At 46.3% G+C, this 20459-nt stretch carries 16 protein-coding genes; 5 read left to right on the forward strand and 11 right to left on the reverse strand.

The features are described from left to right. Positions 1-2 precede the first annotated feature (2 nt). Complete coding sequence (locus DXD92_RS15665; RefSeq protein WP_022463170.1) at positions 3-1025, forward strand: LacI family DNA-binding transcriptional regulator; 1023 nt, start codon at positions 3-5, stop codon at positions 1023-1025. 132 nt (positions 1026-1157) lie between these two features. Here DXD92_RS15665 and DXD92_RS15670 read toward each other — a convergent pair whose 3' ends face one another. The 3 genes from DXD92_RS15670 to DXD92_RS15680 form a co-directional block, all read right to left on the reverse strand. Next, positions 1158-4268, reverse strand: coding sequence for an alpha-mannosidase (locus DXD92_RS15670; RefSeq protein WP_118640984.1), 3111 nt, complete (start codon positions 4266-4268; stop codon positions 1158-1160). A gap of 115 nt (positions 4269-4383) precedes the next feature. After that, positions 4384-5373: a glycoside hydrolase family 130 protein gene (locus tag DXD92_RS15675; RefSeq protein ID WP_055221374.1), complete on the reverse strand. Its 990-nt coding sequence runs from the start codon at positions 5371-5373 to the stop codon at positions 4384-4386. Positions 5374-5588: 215 nt separating this feature from the next. Continuing rightward, positions 5589-7460, reverse strand: a complete 1872-nt coding sequence (locus tag DXD92_RS15680) for a beta-N-acetylhexosaminidase (protein WP_117802545.1) — start codon at positions 7458-7460, stop codon at positions 5589-5591. A 426-nt stretch (positions 7461-7886) separates the two neighbouring features. Between DXD92_RS15680 and DXD92_RS15685 the strand changes: the two genes are divergently transcribed. Beyond that, positions 7887-8351 carry an ATP-binding response regulator gene (locus tag DXD92_RS15685; protein WP_330427595.1) on the forward strand — a complete coding sequence of 155 codons (465 nt, stop codon included), beginning with the start codon at positions 7887-7889 and terminating at the stop codon, positions 8349-8351. 147 nt (positions 8352-8498) lie between these two features. Then, positions 8499-9389 (forward strand): LysR family transcriptional regulator, encoded by an 891-nt coding sequence (locus DXD92_RS15690; RefSeq protein WP_117510270.1) that lies wholly within the window; start codon positions 8499-8501, stop codon positions 9387-9389. Positions 9390-9482: 93 nt separating this feature from the next. On the opposite strand, the gene DXD92_RS15695 is transcribed toward DXD92_RS15690, so the two are convergent. From DXD92_RS15695 to pflA, 3 genes are all read right to left on the reverse strand, one after another. Continuing rightward, positions 9483-11060 (reverse strand): flotillin family protein, encoded by a 1578-nt coding sequence (locus DXD92_RS15695; RefSeq protein ID WP_226906392.1) that lies wholly within the window; start codon positions 11058-11060, stop codon positions 9483-9485. A 247-nt stretch (positions 11061-11307) separates the two neighbouring features. After that, positions 11308-11655 carry a HEAT repeat domain-containing protein gene (locus DXD92_RS15700; RefSeq protein WP_055221368.1) on the reverse strand — a complete coding sequence of 116 codons (348 nt, stop codon included), beginning with the start codon at positions 11653-11655 and terminating at the stop codon, positions 11308-11310. A gap of 235 nt (positions 11656-11890) precedes the next feature. Next, complete coding sequence (pflA, locus tag DXD92_RS15705) at positions 11891-12670, reverse strand: pyruvate formate-lyase-activating protein (protein WP_330427593.1); 780 nt, start codon at positions 12668-12670, stop codon at positions 11891-11893. 213 nt (positions 12671-12883) lie between these two features. On the opposite strand from pflA, the gene DXD92_RS15710 reads away from it, so the two are divergent. Then, positions 12884-13201 carry a PadR family transcriptional regulator gene (locus DXD92_RS15710; protein WP_022463160.1) on the forward strand — a complete coding sequence of 106 codons (318 nt, stop codon included), beginning with the start codon at positions 12884-12886 and terminating at the stop codon, positions 13199-13201. Between the two features lie 17 nt (positions 13202-13218). After that, entirely contained in the window at positions 13219-14274 is a 1056-nt protein-coding gene (locus DXD92_RS15715) for a DUF4097 family beta strand repeat-containing protein (protein ID WP_082424725.1), read from the forward strand. A 93-nt stretch (positions 14275-14367) separates the two neighbouring features. Here DXD92_RS15715 and DXD92_RS15720 read toward each other — a convergent pair whose 3' ends face one another. The 5 genes from DXD92_RS15720 to DXD92_RS19575 form a co-directional block, all read right to left on the reverse strand. Then, the gene (locus tag DXD92_RS15720) at positions 14368-16290 is read right to left on the reverse strand and encodes a hybrid sensor histidine kinase/response regulator (protein WP_118640988.1); all 1923 of its coding nucleotides are present in this window, start codon (positions 16288-16290) and stop codon (positions 14368-14370) included. 78 nt (positions 16291-16368) lie between these two features. Continuing rightward, positions 16369-16572: a hypothetical protein gene (locus tag DXD92_RS15725; protein WP_022462380.1), complete on the reverse strand. Its 204-nt coding sequence runs from the start codon at positions 16570-16572 to the stop codon at positions 16369-16371. Between the two features lie 80 nt (positions 16573-16652). Next, positions 16653-19526, reverse strand: a complete 2874-nt coding sequence (locus DXD92_RS15730) for a response regulator (protein ID WP_118640990.1) — start codon at positions 19524-19526, stop codon at positions 16653-16655. A gap of 432 nt (positions 19527-19958) precedes the next feature. Next, positions 19959-20138, reverse strand: coding sequence for a hypothetical protein (locus DXD92_RS15735; RefSeq protein ID WP_028086473.1), 180 nt, complete (start codon positions 20136-20138; stop codon positions 19959-19961). Positions 20139-20262: 124 nt separating this feature from the next. Continuing rightward, positions 20263-20454, reverse strand: coding sequence for an HTH domain-containing protein (locus DXD92_RS19575; RefSeq protein ID WP_238033612.1), 192 nt, complete (start codon positions 20452-20454; stop codon positions 20263-20265). Positions 20455-20459: the final 5 nt, after the last annotated feature.

The raw sequence follows: 20459 nt of genomic DNA on the forward strand, positions 1-20459 counted from the left end.
CTATGAAAAAAGTAACGTTACAGGAAATCGCGAACTCCCTGGGCATCTCCCGGACTACGGTCTGGAAGGTGTTCAGCGGACACGAAGGCGTCTCCGATTCCCTGCGCACCAAGGTCATCGCCAAAGCCCAGGAACTCGGCTATGCCATCCCGGAGGATTTTCAGTATCCGCAGAGCGCAGAGGAGACCACGCCGGTCAACATTGCAGTTGCCGTCTGCAGACCGGAAACCTCACTTTTCTGGATGACCATCATCCACCAAATTGCAAAAGTATTTTCGACACACAATGTCAATCTCGTTTACACGTATCTTCCGACTTCGGCGGATAAAACGTATTTTCTCCCGCCGACTCTTACAAACGGAAATGTTCACGGCATCATCGTTCTGAATGTGTACAACGAGCGTCTTCTGCGCCTGCTCGCAGAGACACAGATTCCGAAAGTGTTCCTGGACACTTCCTCTCTTGTTGCCCCGGATGAGCTGAACGGCGACCTGCTTCTCATGGAGAGCCGCACCAGTGTCCGCCGCATCACCTGCCATCTGCTCGAGCAGGGACGCACCCTTCCGGGCTTCATCGGTGATATCAGCTACGCACAGTCCAACCGCGAACGATATGAAGGTTTCTGCCAGGCTCTGGCGGATGCCGGTAAAAAGGTGGATTCTTCTCTCTGCCTGACGACACCGCTCGGCATCGATACGTACCGTGAAGAAATCGATACCTTCCTTTCTTCCCTGTCCCGCATGCCGGACGCTTTCGTCTGCGCCAGCGACTACGTTGCCTGCATTCTGATGCAGCTTCTCGAAAAACGGGGCTTACGCGTACCGGAGGACGTTGCAGTATCCGGCTTCGACAACAATACAGAGGATCTTCTGGCAGAACATCTGACGACCGTTCAGGTCTTCAACGAAGAACTCGGCGCACGTCTGGCACTCCAGATTCTGTACCGGATCAAATATCCGAACACGCCGCATGAAATTACGTATCTCGGCACCAACGTGCTGTACCGCGATTCCACCGGTGACTGATTTTATTTTTCATCTGTTTTCAAAAAAGACACCGTCTTCCCTTCCGGGACACGGTGTCTTTTTCTGTTGCTCGGCATATCAACAATTGGTCCAGTGGACCAATTGTGATTTCTATATTTTATTTCTGTTTTCTTACTTCGCGGTGCGGATGCGGATCGTACGGATCTCATACGGCTTGATCGTAAGCTCAATCTCGTTCTCCTTCACACCAAGCGCGCCCTCGATCGGGTTCTCGAGAAGGTCGGTCTCCTCAGCGGATGCAATTGCCTCTGCGCAGTGCAGGGTCACTTTCGTTCTTGCATTCTCCACCTCGTACAGACGAACGATTACGCCGTCGCCGTCCTCTGCCTTCTTCACAGTCTCAAGCACTACGTCGCGTTTGTCTACAGACAGGAATTCCATGCGGTCTTTCTCTGCTGCACCTGCAACTGCTTTTGCCGGTACGTTCAGGTTCAGAGCTTCCTGCTCGGTGCCTGCCTCACGCCATGTTCCTGCGTGCGGATACAGAGAGTAAGTAAAGAAATGCTCTTCCTGGTCTGCGGTCAGGTTCGGCTCAGTTCCGGATTTGATCAGAGTCTGCGTCATCACACGGTTCTTCATGGAATAGCCGTACTTGCAGTCGTTCATCAGGCTGACGCCGTAGCTTCCCTCTGAGATATCAGCCCATTTGTGGCCGCATACTTCGAATCTTGCCTGATCCCAGCTTGTGTTGGTGTGCAGTTTTCTTGTCACATTACCGAACTGGATATCGAAAGTTGCCTCGTCGCTGTGAACGTCTACCGGGAAGTGAACTTTCAGTACATGCTCGGCGAACTTCCAGTCAACGTAGGTTTCGAAGTCGATTCTGCGGTCTTTTGCATAGAAATGGATCTGCTGGCGGATGACGGTGTCCATCACTTCGCGCTCAATTTCCAGTGTTGCGCGGACCGGACCGTTTTCTGTCCACTCCATGCGGCGTACACCCTCCACCTTCCAGGATTTCTCGGTATGGAAGATATCCAGGTTCCATGCGCTGTACTGCAGAGGTTTGTCCTCATAGATACGCAGCTCGTTGCCGGTTGTTCCGCTCTGAAGCACTTCGCGGTCATTCTCTTTATCAAACAAGGAAGTGAATTCACCGTTTGCATCGATCTGGATCGTGTAGAACGGAGTCTCAAGGGTATAGCCCTCTCCAGCTTCTGTTACAGCAAATGGCGTTTCCGCAGCGGCTCCGCTCGTCGGGCGCAGAACCTGATATCCTTTGGACGGCAGGTTTTCTGCATAGACAATGGCTCCGTCTTTCGTCTGCTGTACCGGATATACGGTGGTTCCGTCGGTCATGGCTTCTGCCGCGGTCTCACCGAGTACAACAACGTCGTTTCTTCTGTGGCCGAGAGTGTTCCATACGGTCACGCTCTCGTCTTTTGTTCCGCAGAGTGCTTCCATGCGCTCGCCGATCAGTTTTGCTGATGTCTCCGCAATCTCTGCATATTCTTTCTTCGTCTGCTCATATACCTCATGGATCGAGGAGCCCGGCAGAATATCGTGGAACTGGTTGGTCAGGATCATCTCCCACATGCGGTTCAGTTCTTCGGTCGGGTATGCTTTTCCGGCGTTTTCGGCCAGAACGGACAGAAGCTCTAATTCCATCATCGCGTACTCGCTCTTACGGTTGCCGCGTTTGTTGCGTGCCATCGAGGTGTATGTTCCGCGGTGGAACTCAAAATACAGTTCGCCGATCCAGGTTGGGAGGCGTTTGCTGTCTTTTACCTTCTCATGCAGCTCGTCGAAATACGTTCTCGCAAATGCCTGGCGTACTTTCGGCACACCTTTGATGCCTTTTTCCATACGTTTGGATGTCTCCAGCATTCTTCTGGTCGGGCCGCCGCCGCCGTCTCCGTAGCCGTAGCTGATCAGGATATCGTTGTTGATGTCCTTGTTCTGGTAGCGGTCCCATCCGCCCATGATGGCATCCGGGTGCAGCATTCCGTTGTATGTGGTAAAGAAGCTCGTCTCCGGCTGTCCGACGCCGAGCGTTGTGATCATATGAGTGAATACTTCACTTCCGTCGATGCCTTCCCAGTTCATCGTATCGTACGGCACTTTGTTGAACTCGTTCCATGCCAGTTTGGTCGTCATGAAGTAGTCAATTCCGCATTTTTTCAGAATCTGCGGCATCGCTGCGCTGTATCCGAAGACATCCGGCAGCCACAGGATCTTGTTGTCCACGCCAAACTCTTCTTTGAAAAAGCGTTTTCCGAACAGGAACTGGCGCACGAGGGACTCTCCTGAAGTCAGGTTGCAGTCTGCCTCAACCCACATGCCGCCTTCCGGCTCCCAGCGTCCTTCTTTGACTCTCTGGCGGATTTTCTCGTACACTTCCGGGTGTCTTTCTTTGACAAAGCTGTAGAGCTTCGGCTGGCTCGACATGAAGTGATAGTTCGGATACTCCTCCATCAGTTTTAATACCGTTGCAAAGCTTCGGCAGGATTTCTGACGAACCTGGTCGATCGTCCACAGCCATGCCACATCAATGTGGGTGTGGCCGATGCACGTTGCCACAACTTCGTCCCAGCCGCCCATTTTTTCATAGATCTCTTCCTGGATGCATTTTTCTGCCTCTTCGATGGAAGCGTAGAACTCTTTACTGTACGGCTTGCGCAGGTCCAGCAGATTGATCGTGTTGGTCAGTGCAGTTTCGAGATCCAGACGCGTTTTATTATCCTCGTCCATACGGTTCAGGCCCTGCATCGGAACGATGAGGTCGTAATAGATCTCCTCGATTTTCGCATCATGCTCCTCAAGGTCTGCCATCAGACGGAACTCGCTGTGCAGCGTTCCGGTGTAGGACTGCAGGTCAAGCTGGATTTTTTCACCGGCCTTTGCGTTTTCTCTTACAAGTACTTCGCGGTGGTTGATATCCATCCCCTGGATCACTTCGCCGTTTGCAAACAGCAGGAACTGCGGGTTTCTTCCGTCATCCCAGTCGTCCAGTCCTGCATGGACTCTCATCCAGAGATTTTTTCCATCGAAGCTCTCCGGAATGGTGATGGTGGTGCGGAACCAGTAATGTTTGTCCGGTCCGTACCAGCGGTCATTGACCGTATCAAACGATGTCCACGGCTCTTTTGATGCATCGGCCTCTGCCGGTGTGATATAGCATCCGTTTTTCACCTGCATATCGGTGATTTTGATTTTCTGTGAAATCGAAAGTCTTGCCAGTTCCTGGCAGATCACGTTCACACGCTCTTTTACAAATTTCATAGTGCCTCCTTATGCTTTCCATGGGGTCATTTTTAAAAAGAAAGTCCGCCGGACCTGCAGGCTTCTTTCACCCGTAAGCCCGGCGGACTTGTCGCTTTTTAAGTTATCTTATAAATCAAAGGCTATTCTCTTTCACATAGTTCAGCAGCTCATCTACGGTTGTGAATGCCATACCGGTTACGGTATCTGCGCATCCGTAGTAGATAGTGATTCTTCCGGTTGCTGCATCGCTTAAGGTTGCGCACGGGAATACTACGTTCGGAACATCACCCATGCACTCGTACTGGGTGATCGGAGCCATAATATAGTCTTTCGTTCTGTATTTTACTTTCCACGGCTCGTCGATATCAAGCAGTGCGCATCCCATACGATATACGTATCCGTTGCAGGTTGTGATAACGCCGTGGTAGATCAGCAGCCATCCCTCATCTGTTTCGATCGGAACCGGGCCGGCACCGATCTTGGTGCACTGCCATGCAGACTCATCGCCGCGGACCGGGCTCATCATGTGACGGTGTCTTCCCCAGAATTCCATATCTTTACTCTGGCTGACAAAGATATCGCCGAACGGTGTATGGCCGTTGTCGCTTGGACGGCTCATCATCATGTAGTAGCCGTTGATCTTTCTCGGGAACAGCACGCCGTTACGGTTGAATGGAAGGAATGCGTTCTCAAGCTGAACGAATTTCTTGAAGTCATAGGTGTAAGCAACACCGATGGTCGGGCCGTGATAGCCGTTGCACCAGGTTACATAGTATTTGTCGTCGATTTTGCAGACACGCGGGTCATAACGGTACTCTCTTGTCAGAATCTCCTCGTCAGCGCCCTCAAATTTGATCGGTTCATCCTCGATCTCCCAGTGGATACCGTCTTTACTTCTTCCAACGAAGATGTCCATGCTGATGGAACGGCTGTCGCAGCGGAATACACCTACGTATCCGTCCTCGAACGGTACGACTGCGCTGTTGAAGATACTGTTGGAACGTTTCTGCTCGTAACGGCCGATGATCGGGTTCTGATCATAGCGCCATACCGGCATGTGCTCTCCTGCTGGTTTTTCCTGCCAAGGCATATCCGGCAGATTGTTTCCGATGATTTTACTCATGATTGTTTCCCTCTGTGAAAATTATTTTTTTCTTTCTCTCTTGTCACGCCATACGGACATTTTTGATCTTTCGATCCGATACTTCTATCTTCGTCCATTTCTGCGCAAAAGTCAAGTGTTTTTGTTCACTTTTATGTAAATTTTCGTTTTCTTTGTTACTTTTTATCGTTCATTTATTCTCTTTTTCTGTTCATTTTGTTTACAAACAGATTTTTTTATTTTTCGTACGGTTTTCTTCCCCGCAGAATATCGGCATACCAGAATACAATTTCCGCAATGTGGTGCAGATCGCCTTCTTTGCTGATGCTTCTCCAGGACGCTTTATACTTCATAAACCAGGTTTCCAGCCGTCCCGCAAGTGCCGCGCAGGCTGCCTCATCTTTTTCTTTTCCAAGCTCGATATCACACAGTCTCGCACCCGTCTCATTCCAGATGTCAATCGCTTCCATCGTGAGTTCCAGCACCGGAACCATTGGACGGCAGGATTCTTCCAGAGCACCGGCTGTCTTTTTCAGTTCTTTTTTCAGAGCCGCAATTGTTTCCTTTGCAGCTGCACGCTTCGCCTCATCCTGGATTCTCGCGTCAAACAGCGCATTCCGGTTGTTCGGATGACCGAGCACTTTTTCCTCGTAAACGACGTTGGCATCCCACCAGTCAAAGATGGAGCATTCTGCCGTTTTTGCCATATAGGAAACGAATTTTCCGCTCCGGTCGCCGTAGGCCAGACGGGAAATCTGTTCATTCAGCTCCTCAAAGCTGTCGGTATCGTCTCCCCAGGAGAAGACGGCTCCATAGATCATGCCAGGAAGGGAAAAGTCCGGCTGATTGATGTGGCCGCAGTCACCCCAGTCTGTGTTCAGAACACCTTCCGCATGGTATTTTCTCGCATAGCCGCACATCCGTGCGATATTTTTGTAGCTGTTCTCCACCAGGTTCATCCACTGGTTCCAGCCGCCGACCCCAGGACAGAGATACTGTCTTGCACCAGCTTCCGCCATCACTTTTGCCTCATGCTCTCTCTGCTCGGCTGCATAGCCCCAGGTCAGGCAGACGGTTTCCTCTGGCAGCTCTTTGATCAGCTCCGGCTGTGCGCAGATGATATCGCCCCAGAACATCGGCTTTTTGCCTTTTGCCACGAGAAACTCGCAGAGCTCTTTTACATAGTCGATATACAGGCGGTGAACGCCTTTCTCGTCTGCCAGCGGTTTCGATTTTCCTTTTCCAAGGTCGAACGTTTCGTCCGCGCAGATGTTGAATTTATCCGTGGCAAAAAGCGCCATGTACTCCTCGATCATGGCCTTGATCAGCTCGATCGCTCTGCCGCCGGAGACATCCACCGTGTGATGCTGCATCCGGTCCCAGAAGGAAAACGGCTCTTTCCAGCTGTCTGGGAATTCACAGAGGTCGCCATAGCTCTTTGTGGAGAGCAGCATGTACAGATGGCCGAACGTTGCGATCGACGGCACCAATTCGATATGAAGCTTTGCGCAGTACGCATCCAGCTCGCGGATTTCCTCTGCCGTAAGCGGCGTCTCATCGCGCCACATCTCGGAAAGTCCGGAGAACAGATACGTGTGCTCCACATAGAGCTGCAGCTGGTTCAGCTTGTAGTACGCCATGCGGTCTGCCACCTGTTTTAAATAGGAAAGTGTCAGCACACGGCCTCTCGTCTCATCGAGATAATAGCCGCGCACCGGCAGATCCGGCTCATCCTCGATCCGCACGGCAGGAAGCAGTGCACCGTATTCGTGCATCATCTGGCACAGCGTCTGCACACCGTAGAGCACGCCGGCTCCGTCTCCGCCCTGGATGCGGATTTCCTCCTCTGTCACCTGCAGCACATACTGCTGGCTTTTCCTTGTCTCATCCAGTTCCAGCACAATCGCGCCGGTCTCTTTTCTTCCCGGAACGCCGTATCCGATATCGTACTGCATTCCGGTTTCCTTTTTGATTCCCTTCTGCAGCACTTTCGCATACGTATCCCCATTTCCCAGCAGTCTGCCATCCAGTACAATTCTGCCGTCATAGCAGAGTGCATGTTCCCCCGTCAGGAGTTTTACCTCTTTTGGTTTTGGTAAAAATTTCATTTTCCTTCTCCTCTTGTTTTTTGTTTTCTTTGTAACCATAGAACTTTCACTGAACGTTAAGTAACATTTTGAAACCACTTTTCTCTTCTCCCCCATCCTACCATATTTTTTCCACATATTCCACAATAATTTGTAATTTTCTTCAATTTTTTTCAAAATTTCTTCCTGTTCTGCTCTTTTATATGTAAAGTAACTTTTATTTTTCTTTGTTTCCCATTTCCATTCCGGAACAAAATCTGTTTTTCGGATGCATCGTTCATTCTATTTTTTACTTTTCTTTTACACAAACGCTGGTAAATTTTGTCTGTATCAAGTATAATGAGATATATGTTGTCTTATATTTTTGTTTTGTAAGCAATTTCTTTACATATTTCATAACACAGGGGGATTTCTATTATCCTCTGCAACAAGATCTGCCTGAACCAGATTCTGCTGAATCTGCTGAGCAATGCCACGAAATTCACACAGAACGGCAGCACCATCATTGTCCGTATTATTCAGAAACCGTACTATAAAAAAGGGTATGCGCTCTACGAATTCCACGTCCGCGACAACGGCATCGGCATGAGCCGGGAATTCCAGGAGCACCTCTTTGAATCGTTTACACGCGAGGAGACTTCTACGGTCAGCGGCATTCAGGGTACGGGACTTGGCATGGCGATCAACGTCAGCCATATGGTACAGGAAATCGCGATGGAGTTCCTTTCGAACGCCGGATTTTCCGTCAGCCTTGCAGACGACGGCGATGTTGCCGTTGAGACGCTCCGCACCGCAGCGCCGGATCAGTTCGATCTGGTGCTGATGGATATTCAGATGCCGAAACTCGACGGATACTCTGCAACGCGCCAGATCCGCACGCTGGACAGCGCCATTGCCAAAGTGCTTGGCTGATTCCCCTTTCTTATCTGCCGGAACCGTGAATTTTCTCTTACTCGAAAAAGAGGAGAAAAAGTTCACGGCTCCGGCAGATTTTTTCTTGCATTCTTTCGGGGAAGTGTGCTAGAGTGAAGGTATCATATTTTATAAGAGGTGCTTATTTTGGATATTAATTACGAGTTATATAAGGTTTTCTATTACGTTGCCACCACACTCAGTTTTTCCGAGGCCTCCAAGCTGCTTTTTATCTCGCAGTCGGCGGTCAGCCAGTCGATCAAGGTACTGGAGAAAAAGCTTGGAATCACGCTCTTTATCCGCAGTACAAAGCGCGTGCAGTTAACGCCGGAGGGAGAAACGCTGCTGCGCCACGTAGAGCCTGCGATCAACCTGATTGCGCGCGGTGAAGCACAGATTATGGAAGCGGGAACGCTTGGCGGCGGCCAGCTCCGCATCGGCGCGAGCGACACAATCTGCCGCTATTTCCTTGTTCCGTACCTGAACCGTTTCCACCGCTCCTTTCCGAATGTCCACATCAAGGTGACAAACCAGACTTCGACCCAGTGCGTCGATCTGCTGGAATCCGGCCAGGTGGATTTCATCGTGACCAATTATCCAAACTCGCATCTTTCCAGCCGTCTTCAAACGATTCCGATTCATTCGTTCCACGATATCTTCATCGCAAACGGCGAATATTACCCGGAACTGGAAAACAGGCCGGTTCACTTAAAAGAGCTGCTGCAGTACCCGATTCTGATGCTCGACCGCAAGAGTACGACGAGTGAGTTCCTGCACAGCCAGTTTCAGCGGTTCCAGCTCGACCTCGTGCCGGAAATTGAGCTTGGCAGCAACGATCTTCTGATCGACCTGGCGAGTATCGGCCTTGGCATCGCGTTTGTGCCGGACTACTGCCTTGTAAAAGAGACGGCGGCCTTCCAGCTCGACCTCGTGGAGGAGCTTCCGCCGCGCCAGCTTGTCGTTGCCCACAGCTCCCATCTGCCGATCCCGCAGGCGGCAAAAGAGTTCATGAGCATGCTGGAAAAAGGCGCCGAATAACTTTTTCCGATCTATACGTCAAAAGAGGCAGGATCCTCAAGAAATTTTTCTGGATCCCTGCCTCTTTTTCTGTTTTTATGATCCGTTCTGGATTTACTGCTCGCTGCCGTCTTTCTGCACCGGTTCGGATGCTTCCGCTTTTTCCGGGCTTTCTGCATCCGCTGCTGCCTTTCCGGCTTCTGCTTTCAGATACTCTTTGAGCTCTTCCGGGCTGGAGATCTGAATGTTGCGGTTTACTTTTGCATCGTATGTATCGGCTCTCATGATTTCGGAGAGATCGACACCGGTCGCCTCTTTCATCGACTCAAACAGCTTTGCCATCACCACCGGCACATTGCCCGCTACGGAGCCGATGCCGTTGTCTTCGCTTCCGCCGCCGATGATCGTAATCTTGTCGATCTGGCTGAGCGGCTCTGCGATCTTTCCGGCGATCTCCGGCAGAACCTTGATCATCATCTCTGCCATTGCGGCTTTGTTGTAGCGCTGGTAAGCCTCAGCTTTCTTCTCCATACCTTCGGCCTCTGCAAGTGCCTGGGCACGGATGGATGCGGCTTCCGCCTCACCTTTTGCCTTGATACCGAGTGCTTCCTGCTCCATCGCATAGCGCTGGGCTTCTGCCTGGGCTTTCTTTGCCTCCGCCTCGCGGATTTTTTCGAACTGGTCTGCCTCTGCGTCTTTCTGACGGCGGTACAAATCTGCCTCTGCCTGCTGCTGTTTTGCGTAACGCTCGGCCTCGGCTTTCTTCTTGACTTCTGCCTCGAGGGATTTCTCGGTTACTTCTACTTCTCTGGCACGGAGCTCAACCTCGCGCTCCTGACGGGCGATGTTCGCATTCGCGGAAGTGATTTCCAGCTCTTTTCTCTGCTGCTCTTCCTGAATCTTGTACGCTGCATCTGCCTCTGCCTTTTTGATATCGGACTCTTTTTTCAGCTCTGCCGACTTGATTGCCAGATCATTGTTTTTCTTTGCGATCTCAGTCTCGGCAAGAACGCGCTCATCGTTCGCCTCTTTATTTGCACGCGCCTGGGCAATTTTGATTTCTTTCTCGGAATTGGCACGGGCGATCGCCGCGGATTTCTTGATTTTTACGATATTGTCGATACCGAGGTTTTCAATGACCTGATTGGAATCGACGAAATTCTGTACGTTGAAGCTGATGATGTCAAGTCCCATCGCAGCCAGGTCCGGTTCTGCATTTTCTTTGACCAGCTCCGCAAACTTCTGACGGTCGGAAACCATCTCTTCCAGACGCATCTTTCCAACGATCTCACGCATGTTTCCTTCAAGGACTTCTCTTGCAACCTTGGCAATATATTCGCTGTCGCGGTTCAGGAAGTTCTGGGATGCTTTCTGAAGCTTCTGCGGTTCGTCCCCGACTTTGATGTTGACGGCTGCATCCACCTGAATATTGATGTAGTCAGCGGTCGGCACGGCGTCGCTCGTCTTCACATCAATCGCTACCAGCTTCAGACTCAGCTTGTCCAGCCGCTCAAAGAATGGGAGCTTGATGCCGGCTTTACCGATCAGGATCCGCTGGCCTTTTTGGAAACCGGAAATAATAAATGCGGTATCCGGCGGTGCCTTCACATAACCGCTCGCCAGAATGGCAAGAATGATCACCACAACGGCGATCACGGCAATCATGGTTGCATGTTCGAATACAAATTCCATCTTGTTTCCTCCCTTTTTTCTGCGGATGCTTTTCGCTCCGCGTTCTGCTTTTGTGTCTGTGTTATTTTCACTATAGCATTTTTTGCGGGATAGATACAACTGCATTATTATTACGATTTTGTAAGATTTCTGTTCGGGCAAAAACAATCCGCTGGAGCAGATTCTGATATGCCTTGCAACAAAAAAACGAAGGAGCTTCTTTTTACAGAAACTTCTTCGCCTTTCCTTTTTTTCACTGATCCTGCTCTTATGCTCTTTCGACAATCTTCTCCAGCGCTTTTGTGATCGCTGCTTTCAGCTCCGTCTGATCTGCCGGTGTCTTGACGGCCAGCTGACGGATCAGTGCTGTTACGTGATCGTCTCCAACCTCACCAAGGCTCGTAACGGCCGCGGTTTTTACGTCTACATCGTCTACTTCCAGAAGAGAAGTCAGAATATTAACAGAACCATCATTTCTCGAAGCTGCACAGGCTTTTGCAAGCGCTACCTGCGTTGTCTTGTCCGAATCCAGATACTGTTTTCTTAATTTGTCCCATTTTCCTTTTTCCACCATTTTTTTCAGCTTGTCTTCCGATGCCTCTTTTGAACCAAACATTGTAAATCCTTCTTTCTTTTTGCTCTTATTTTTGGTGGATGCAGCAACTGCCGCGGCGAATCAAAAAGGTTCGTAGTGTTTTTGCTGTCGTCCCTGTCATGTCCGCCACATTGTAACCATGCTCTCGTCCATAACAGAGATTATACTCCTTTTCTTCTGGTTTTTGAACAGAAATACTATAAAATTTTTATAAAAATTGTTACTTTTTCACAGATTTTTCTTGTTGTTCTGCTTTTTATTTCAGATATCCCGTATATTCCGCCGTATGCAGCAGTTTATTGGCGTTTTCCACGCGCTCTTTGGTCGGCGGGTTGATGCCTTCGAGTTTGTATGGGATTCCTAAGGTTTCCCATTTGAATACGCCGAGGGTGTGGTATGGGAGAACCTCTACGCGCTGTACGTTGTGCAGGCTGTGTAAAAACTCATCGAGGCGAATCAGGTATTCATCGTAGTCGCTGCGTTCCGGGACGAGGACGTGGCGGATCCAGACTGGTTTGCCGATCTCGTCAAGGTAGCGCGCCAGGTCGAGGATGTTCTCGTTGGTGCAGCCGGTCAGCTCTCTGTGCGCCTTGTCGTCAATCAACTTGATATCGAGCAGCAGCAGGTCGGTGTATTTCATCAGCTCATTAAATTTGCTGAAATACGGCTCCTCTCTTGTGAACGGATTTCCACTGGTATCCAGCGTTGTGTGAACGCCGTTCTTTTTTGCCTTGCGGAACAGCTCGATCAGGAAGTCGATCTGCAGCAGCGGTTCTCCGCCGCTCACGGTAATGCCGCCTTTTTCTCCCCAATAGTTTTTATAGCGGAGCGCTTTTTTCAGCACCTCGTCTGCGGTCTGACAGTCGGCATCTTTTGTTGTCCAGGTATCCGGGTTGTGGCAGAACTGGCAGCGCATGTTGCAGCCCTTCACAAAAATCACGTAGCGTACGCCAGGTCCGTCGACGGAACCGAAGCTCTCGATCGAATGGATCGCGCCCTTTACCGGGCCATTGTTGTTCTGATTCATTTCACTCATATTTTTTCCTCTTCTTTCCAACTTACTATCTTTCTATTTTTCTGTATTTTCCGGTCAAATTTCAAGGTTCTGCTTGATTATACGGAAATCCGCGGTTCTTTTCAAGGCTTTTCCATGTACAAAATCGAACACATGGCAGGATAAAAATTTGGTTTGCTATATTGCATTATGATATAGTGTGTGTTATGATCTACTCAACAAGGAGGTGTTCATATGAATCCACAACTCAAAAAGGGCGTCCTAGAGCTCTGTGTCCTCTCCCAGCTGACAAAAGAGGACAAATACGGCTATGAGCTGACAGACGCCATTTCCCGCGAAATGTCCATCGCCGCAGGAACGCTCTATATGATTTTAAAACGACTCAAGGAAGCCGGTTACGTGGAAACGTATCTACAGGAATCCGCATCCGGCCCTGCCCGGAAATATTACCATCTGACTGAAGCAGGAACAGCTTATCAGCAGGAGAAAAAACAGGAATGGCTGGATTTCACCCAGCAGATCAACCGACTGATTTCAGATGAAACGATCTGACGATAGAAAGGAAAATCATGATGAATACAACGTATGAAACTTATATGAATGCATTGAAACAGGGCCTTGCATCCTTTGATTCTGCCGCCGCAGAGGAAATTTTAAACGATTTCGAATCCCATTTCGCCGACGCCCGCAGCCAGGGTCTCTCCGATGAGGAAATCTGTGCGGAACTCGGCAATGTCGACGATGTCCTCGAATTTTTCCGTCAGGAATATGCCACAACGGAGCAGCCTGTTGCAAACGTGCTGCCACAGGAGAAAACCCACTCCAATTCTGAAGAAACACATCCGAACTACCCGTACGCCCCTTCCACCGCCATCACCGCTATGGAAATCTCCCTGCGGAACGCTTCTGCCGACTTTGCTCCGGGCACTTCCGCTTCGGTTGAGTTTGACTTTTCCGGCGACTTCGATCCGGACCGCTTCGAAGCAGGCATTGAGGGCAATACGTTCTGTCTGCGAGAGAAAAAGCTCATCCCTTCCGTATTCTGGAAACATCTTTTCTGCAATAATCACCAGAAAGAGGTGTTCTCCTTCCAGGTGCCGTCCACCGTACAGAAGCTGACGCTCCGCTCTTTGAACGGCGCGACCGGGCTTGATACCCTCTCCCTTACTACGCTCGAAATTTCCGCCACAAACGGCAAAATCACCGGCGATTCCCTTTCCGCATCCAGCTGCCGCATACAGGCTGCGAACGGAAAGATCGTCCTGACCCGTCTGCGCACAGACAGCCTCGATGTTTCCGCCACAAACGGCAGACTTGAAATCACCGGCGACTGCTCCCGCGCAGCTTTAAACGGTGTCAACGGCAAAGTCCTCTTCGAGGGAACCTGTTCCGAGTCCCTGACAGCAAAATCCGTCAACGGTTCCGTGAAACTCCATCTCCCGCACGACCTTGCCGATGCGTCCATTCATGCATCCACGACAACCGGAAAAATCCGCCTCGTCTCCAATGGAAGAACGGAATCCTACACAAAAACATTCACCCGCTCCGGTATTTCTGCCTTCACCATTCAGGCAAGTACCGTCAACGGAAATGTCCTGCTCTCTGACTTGCCGGCAGAAAACTGACAAAAAAGAATGGACTGGATAAAATGTTTTTCTTTAGTCGACTGATATGTAAGAAGAACACTGACTACAAAATCAGTGTCCTTCTTTCTTCCTTTACATATATTTCATAATAGTCGGCAATAATACATTCATATCTATTGGTTTTGCAACATGATCATTCATGCCACTTGCCAAAGCCATCTTCTTATCTTCTTCAAACGCATTTGCTGTCATTGCAACAATTGGAATCTGCGATTTGTTACCGTCTTTCAGTTCTCGAATTCTCCTGGATGCTTCATATCCGTTCATAATCGGCATCTGAATATCCATCAGAATCAGACTGTAGTAATTTTGCTTTGCTTTGTTAAACATATCAATACATGCAACGCCGTTCTCCGCTCTTTCTATCATGATTCCCTCTTCCGTCAAAAGTTCCGTTGCAATTTCTGCATTCAAGTCATTATCTTCTACCAAAAGAACCCTTTTTCCTTCCAGTTTTTTGATATTCAACTGACCGTCTGCATGTTTCGGATTCCTTTCTTCCGCATTTGCTATTTTTAATGGAAGCGTGATTGTAAAAGTAGAACCTGCTCCCGGTTTGCTCTGAACTGTGATCTTGCCATCCATTAAATCCACCAGTTTCTTCACGATTCCCATGCCAAGTCCGCTACCTTCTATTCCGCTGTCTGACGAAGATCGTTCCTGTGAAAATGATTCAAAAATATGTTTTTGGAATTCTTCTGACATTCCGATTCCGTTGTCTGCTATGATAAGCTCTAATACACTCCAACCTTCTTTTTCGCCGGGATATTGGTTCAATGTACAGCTTATGTTACCGCCTTCACCCGTGTATTTCACAGCATTACTCAAAATGTTAATCGTAATTTCAGATGATCTTGCATCATCCATATACAGGTATGGATATCGAATGTTCTTATTGACTTTCAGTGTTTGATGTTTTTCTTCTATCGGTTTCCTAAACATATCAATACATAAATCAAAGTTTTTAGAAACATCTGTTATTGTTTCATCCAGCGTTGCCTGGTTGTTTTCGATTCGTGCTAATTCAAGAATGTTATCAATCAAATGCAGCATTTTCTTTCCGCACAATAATATTTTTTCAAAGTAATCCTCTAATATAGTTGGCTCCTTTAAATGTTTCTCTCCCAATTCTGCATATCCAATGATTGCATTCATAGGGGTACGAATATCATGAGACATATTAAATAGAAATGTTGATTTTGCTTTATTAGCTGAATCGGCCAGTCTTGCAGCTTCCTGCAACAGTTTTTGCTGTTTCTGCTCATTTTCTTTTTGCTTCTTATATACAGAATATCCACAGGTACATAATATTACCAAAATACACGCTGTAATGCATCCCAGTACAATACTTAACTTATTCGTCTTCTCAACCATTCCATATGCTTTCTGCATATCCATTTCTATGCAGAAAGCACCTATCACTTCATTAGATTCATCTTCCGCTGTCACAGGATAACAGGCTGTAAAAATAGGTCCCCATGTTGTATCAACAATATCCTGAGAATATACTGTTTTTCCAGAAAGTGCTTTTTCTATATAAGGAACCATCTCCTTTTCAATCGGATCTCCTGGATGTCTGACGTCACCAGCCGATGGATCCAGTCCGTCTACAACGTAAATCAATCTACCGTCTTCATTTCTGGTTGCTGTGTAAATATATCTCGTAGAATTCAGCGTTCTGATTTCATTCATATATGTCGACATATTCTTGAATAGTTCTGTATTCTCATCAGCTTTACTTTTTATTTCATTAAAATCTTTTCGTCCCAGTCTGTCATTTACCAGCTTATGAACCGCATCTGCACTGGAAATATCTCGTTCAATTTCTGTTTTCAGAGCAGTTTTGGTATATGCTTGTTGTAAAATAAAAGTATATGCGACAACAGCCAAAATCACCATTGCCAGAAGGAATACCAACCGTCCCTCAAAAATTTTCCAATGATTTACCGGATTTTGATCTTTTCTTTTTTGTTTTATATAGTTATTTTTCATCATCGTATTTCACATGCCTTTTATCTAATTTTAATTTAATACAAAAACGTCTCAACTCTTCACGTATTTTACAAACATGGGTTACATTTCCAGACTCATCCCTTTTTTTACAGTAAAAAGCATTCTGTGCCAACTGCCATCACACATACGGTATTCTGTGGAAATGCATTCTTCCGCCTTCAATCTTGCTGAAAGTGTAGAGATATCCAGAAATGGACGGATCAGCGAGCGGTATTCAGATGCAGCCATTGTATCACAAAACTGATACAGTTTCTGTTCTGTCATAACCAAATCCTCTCTCTATGTTTCCTGTCTGCTTATCCCATGCACCTAGAAGGCTCCTGATTGCTGCGGTTGCCTCATAATCATTCATGACAGGCATTTTGCTTTCTCAACTCTTCGCTTATGGTCTGCTTAATTTTTTCATCATCCAACGGCTTTGCAAGATGTGCGTTCATTCCTGCTTCCATACACCTTTCGGCATCTTCCCTGAATGCGTTTGCAGTCATAGCAATGATAGGGATAGTTTTTGCATCTTGCCGCTCCAGAGCTCTTATTGTTCTTGCAGCTGTAAGACCATCCATCACCGGCATCATAACATCCATCAAAATAACATCATACGTTCCCGGTGCGGAAGCTTCAAAGTGCTGAACAGCTTCTAACCCATTGTTCACTGTTTCTACTTTAGCACCATTTTCCGTCAGCATGAATTCTGCTATTTCCGCATTCAGCTCATTATCTTCAACCAGCAATATCCTGATATCTGATATATCTGCATCAAAATCTTCTTTTTCTTCTGACCGTGCATTCGTATCAATTTTAAATGGAAGTATTACAGTAAAACAGCTTCCTTCACCAAGCTTGCTTTCAACGGTTATGGTTCCGCCCATCTTTTCTACAAGTTGTTTCACAATAGGCATTCCCAGACCTGTCCCATTATAATCAGAACGTGGGGAATTATCTGCCTGTACAAATGGAGTAAACAATTCATTTTTTATAAATTCTTCTGACATTCCAATTCCATTATCTTTTATTTTAAATTCACATGTCATGTGATCTTCTGATCTTTCAATCGTTCTCATACTCATGTAAATAAAACCATTCACCTTATTGTACTTCATACTGTTTGTAAACAGATTCATCAATATTTTTTTCAGATGAACTGCATTGCTCCAAACATATATACCACTGTAATCATCATGTTCTCCTATAACATGAAGTCCTTTTTCTTCTGCCTGAAAGTATAGCGACTCCGTGATTTCTTTACATACCTGATCCAGATTGATGGATTCATCACTAAAAACCACGGTATTCGATTCTAACTTTGCCATATCCAAAACATCATTTACCAATGATAATAGCAGTTTCGAAGACTCATTTATTTTATTCAGGCAATCTTTTGTCCGCTCACCATCATTTCCGCTTTTTTCAAGAATTGTAAGCATGCCCATAATGCCATTGATCGGTGTCCTGATGTCATGAGACATGTTATTTAAAAAGGAAGTCTTAGCCTTATTGGCACTCTGTGCTTCTACAAGTGCATTTTGTAATTCCTGCTGTTTTTCTTCAAGCTCCTGATTCAGCTTCAATGCCTGCTCAGCAGACTTCTTGGATTTTTCTTCCGCACGTTTTGATTTTTTCAAAGAATCAAGAATTATACACAGAACAACGAAAAAAGAAATTCCAGCGATAAGTGATACTGTCAGTAAATTGTCCTGAATAAAATCCCTCGCTGTAACTTTTCGTGAGGAAGCATTATACGAAACTACTGCACCTGAAAATTGAGTTGTAGGCATAGATGTCAGTGTTTTATTCAGAATGGACAAAAGAACCGGTTCTCCCTGCCGAACAGCAAATGGAACATCGGCTTCTTTTGTCAGGAAAACACTATGAAGCTTATTATTTTTCAAATAGTCAGAAACAGTACCTGAACTGCTTACAATGCAATCTGCCTCCCCTTTCTGCATCGCTTTTACTGCTGCATCTGATGTCCCATATTCTATAATCTCCCATTTTGGATAATTGTATGAAAGATATGCCTTCAATGAAAAATTATCTTTTTCAACGGCAACTGTATTCTCTTTATTTTCATCAAAAGAATCCTTTGCCGTAATTGCTGCCATATTGAGAGTCAATAGCGTATCCGACAAAGCAACTCCTTTTGTTTCTGCAAAGTATGGATTCTGGTTTGTATGAAAAATCAGGTCTATTTTTCCATCCTGCAATGCCTGAAGCAGTTCACTTCTTGTATCATACCCCTTTAATTCAAATTCCAGAGTCTGACCTTGCAGACAATTTTCTGCAAGATCCACATAATCTGTGATAACACCTGTCAATTTGCCTGTTGATGGATCTACACTACTGATACCTCCATCCTGATTCAGATACCCTATCCTGATTGCTCCATGCTGCCCGATCCACTCCCTTTCTTCTTTTGAAAGAAACGAGCTGCTCTGTGCAGAAAGATAACGCCTGTAGAGATCATCAATGTAAAATGGATTGTCATCCTTGATTCTGCGCATAGCACTATCCAGTGCTTCTTTGATATCCGGACGTTCTGGATTTATAGCGAAATAGATTTCTGTCTCTCCAATACTTGTAATCGGTGAAATATCCGATTCTTCCCAACGGGATTCTTCTACCGAAACAAAGCAGTCAATTTCGTGTTTCGACAGTTTGTCCATAACTTCTGCGGTATTAGAAACATTGACATGCTGCGTATGCAGACCATACTTTAACTCCCATTCGTTAAGCACATCCTCCGTTATATTATCTTTAAGCACACCAATATTTTTTCCCTCAAAAGAATCCAAATTTCCTGCTGTAAGATCCATATTGGATGCATCCGTATAGATGTAATATTTCTCTTCCCCCATAGGCATATCGGAAAAAAGCATATTTTCAGCACGTTCGTCTGTATAGGAAATGCCACCAAGAATATCAATTTCTCCATTTTCCAACTGTGTAAAGCAGTTTTTCCAATCACTTGTTATGTATTTATATGTCCATCCTGCATAACCTGCAATATCTTGAAGATACTCATAACCATAGCCGCTTCTTTCTCCCTTTTCATTGACTACATTATAAGTTTCCTCAAAAGATCCTACCCGAATAACATGATCAGAATTTTCTTGGGCAGATGTGGAAACAGGAAAAACAACCAAACATATCATTATGCAAAATATAAAATAACAAAATTTGAAATTTCTTATATTCTGTACTAATTTGCACTTCTTCATCTTTCTCCCACCCTCCAGGCTACAGTCGCTTGCTTGCTTGCAGATTTTAATTTTACATTCATTAATGTTCAATACCTCCACAACATTTTTATAAATATCTTTGCGACAGCTTCTGCTGTACTTTTACTATAATTATACTCTACAGCCAACTTGTGTCAATTTACTAACAGAGTAATTACATTCTTTTACTCCTTAATCTTGCTATTACTCTCCCCACAAATAGAGCCAAACTAGAGCCATTCGATAAAACAAATGCCGAAAACCCGCATAAATACAGGCTTTCGGCATTTTAGTCCGTTACTCGAACTCCTTTGCGGACTGCGTTTCATGACACGCAAAGGCTGTTATTAGAAGTTTATGTTTCGAACATGCGTTCTGATTTTGTGTTTTTCGCACCGCTTATGAAGAAATAAACTCCAAAATAACTCCATTTTACTCTTTATTATTTTGTTGTTCTTCTCTTGCGTACAGGAGATCCAATGCCTGACATACAACACCACTCATGCTCTGATAGTGTCTTTCTGCATACTCAACAAGTCTCTGTTTTTGTTCTGGAGTCACCCGTACTCGTATGTTTTCTTCTTTGCCATCTTTTGGTGTTTTTCTAGCCAAACATATCACTTCCCTTCCACAAGTACAGTTTACTACTGATTACTACAAAATGTCAATCTATTTTTGTTATTTATATATATATTCTCTTGGACTAATCTTGAGCTATCTTGGACTAATTTACTTCTCACTCCTGTAGATCTTTATCTACAATCTCCCAGTAACCATTCTTTGGAGATCCATGTCTTATAAGAATACCATACTCTTTTAACTTCTTAATATTGTTCTCAATATTTCGACTGGCAACCCCAATTTTTTCAGCTAACTTAACTGCTGATAATTGATGATCTTCTGAAAGTAACTTTTTGACACTCCCCACAGCTA

This window comes from Blautia sp. TM10-2 (assembly GCF_003480845.1).
In the GTDB taxonomy this organism is placed as follows: domain Bacteria; phylum Bacillota; class Clostridia; order Lachnospirales; family Lachnospiraceae; genus Fusicatenibacter; species Fusicatenibacter saccharivorans.

Bases quoted from the DNA above. Each gene is read 5' to 3' on its own strand.
- DXD92_RS15665 (WP_022463170.1), top strand. From the start codon at position 3: ATGAAAAAAGTAACGTTACAGGAAATCGCGAACTCCCTGGGCATCTCC.
- DXD92_RS15670 (WP_118640984.1), bottom strand. From the start codon at position 4,268: ATGAAATTTGTAAAAGAGCGTGTGAACGTGATCTGCCAGGAACTGGCA.
- DXD92_RS15675 (WP_055221374.1), bottom strand. From the start codon at position 5,373: ATGAGTAAAATCATCGGAAACAATCTGCCGGATATGCCTTGGCAGGAA.
- DXD92_RS15680 (WP_117802545.1), bottom strand. From the start codon at position 7,460: ATGAAATTTTTACCAAAACCAAAAGAGGTAAAACTCCTGACGGGGGAA.
- DXD92_RS15695 (WP_226906392.1), bottom strand. From the start codon at position 11,060: ATGGAATTTGTATTCGAACATGCAACCATGATTGCCGTGATCGCCGTT.
- DXD92_RS15700 (WP_055221368.1), bottom strand. From the start codon at position 11,655: ATGTTTGGTTCAAAAGAGGCATCGGAAGACAAGCTGAAAAAAATGGTG.
- pflA (WP_330427593.1), bottom strand. From the start codon at position 12,670: ATGAGTGAAATGAATCAGAACAACAATGGCCCGGTAAAGGGCGCGATC.
- DXD92_RS15710 (WP_022463160.1), top strand. From the start codon at position 12,884: ATGAATCCACAACTCAAAAAGGGCGTCCTAGAGCTCTGTGTCCTCTCC.
- DXD92_RS15715 (WP_082424725.1), top strand. From the start codon at position 13,219: ATGATGAATACAACGTATGAAACTTATATGAATGCATTGAAACAGGGC.
- DXD92_RS15720 (WP_118640988.1), bottom strand. From the start codon at position 16,290: ATGATGAAAAATAACTATATAAAACAAAAAAGAAAAGATCAAAATCCG.
- DXD92_RS15725 (WP_022462380.1), bottom strand. From the start codon at position 16,572: ATGACAGAACAGAAACTGTATCAGTTTTGTGATACAATGGCTGCATCT.
- DXD92_RS15730 (WP_118640990.1), bottom strand. From the start codon at position 19,526: ATGAAGAAGTGCAAATTAGTACAGAATATAAGAAATTTCAAATTTTGT.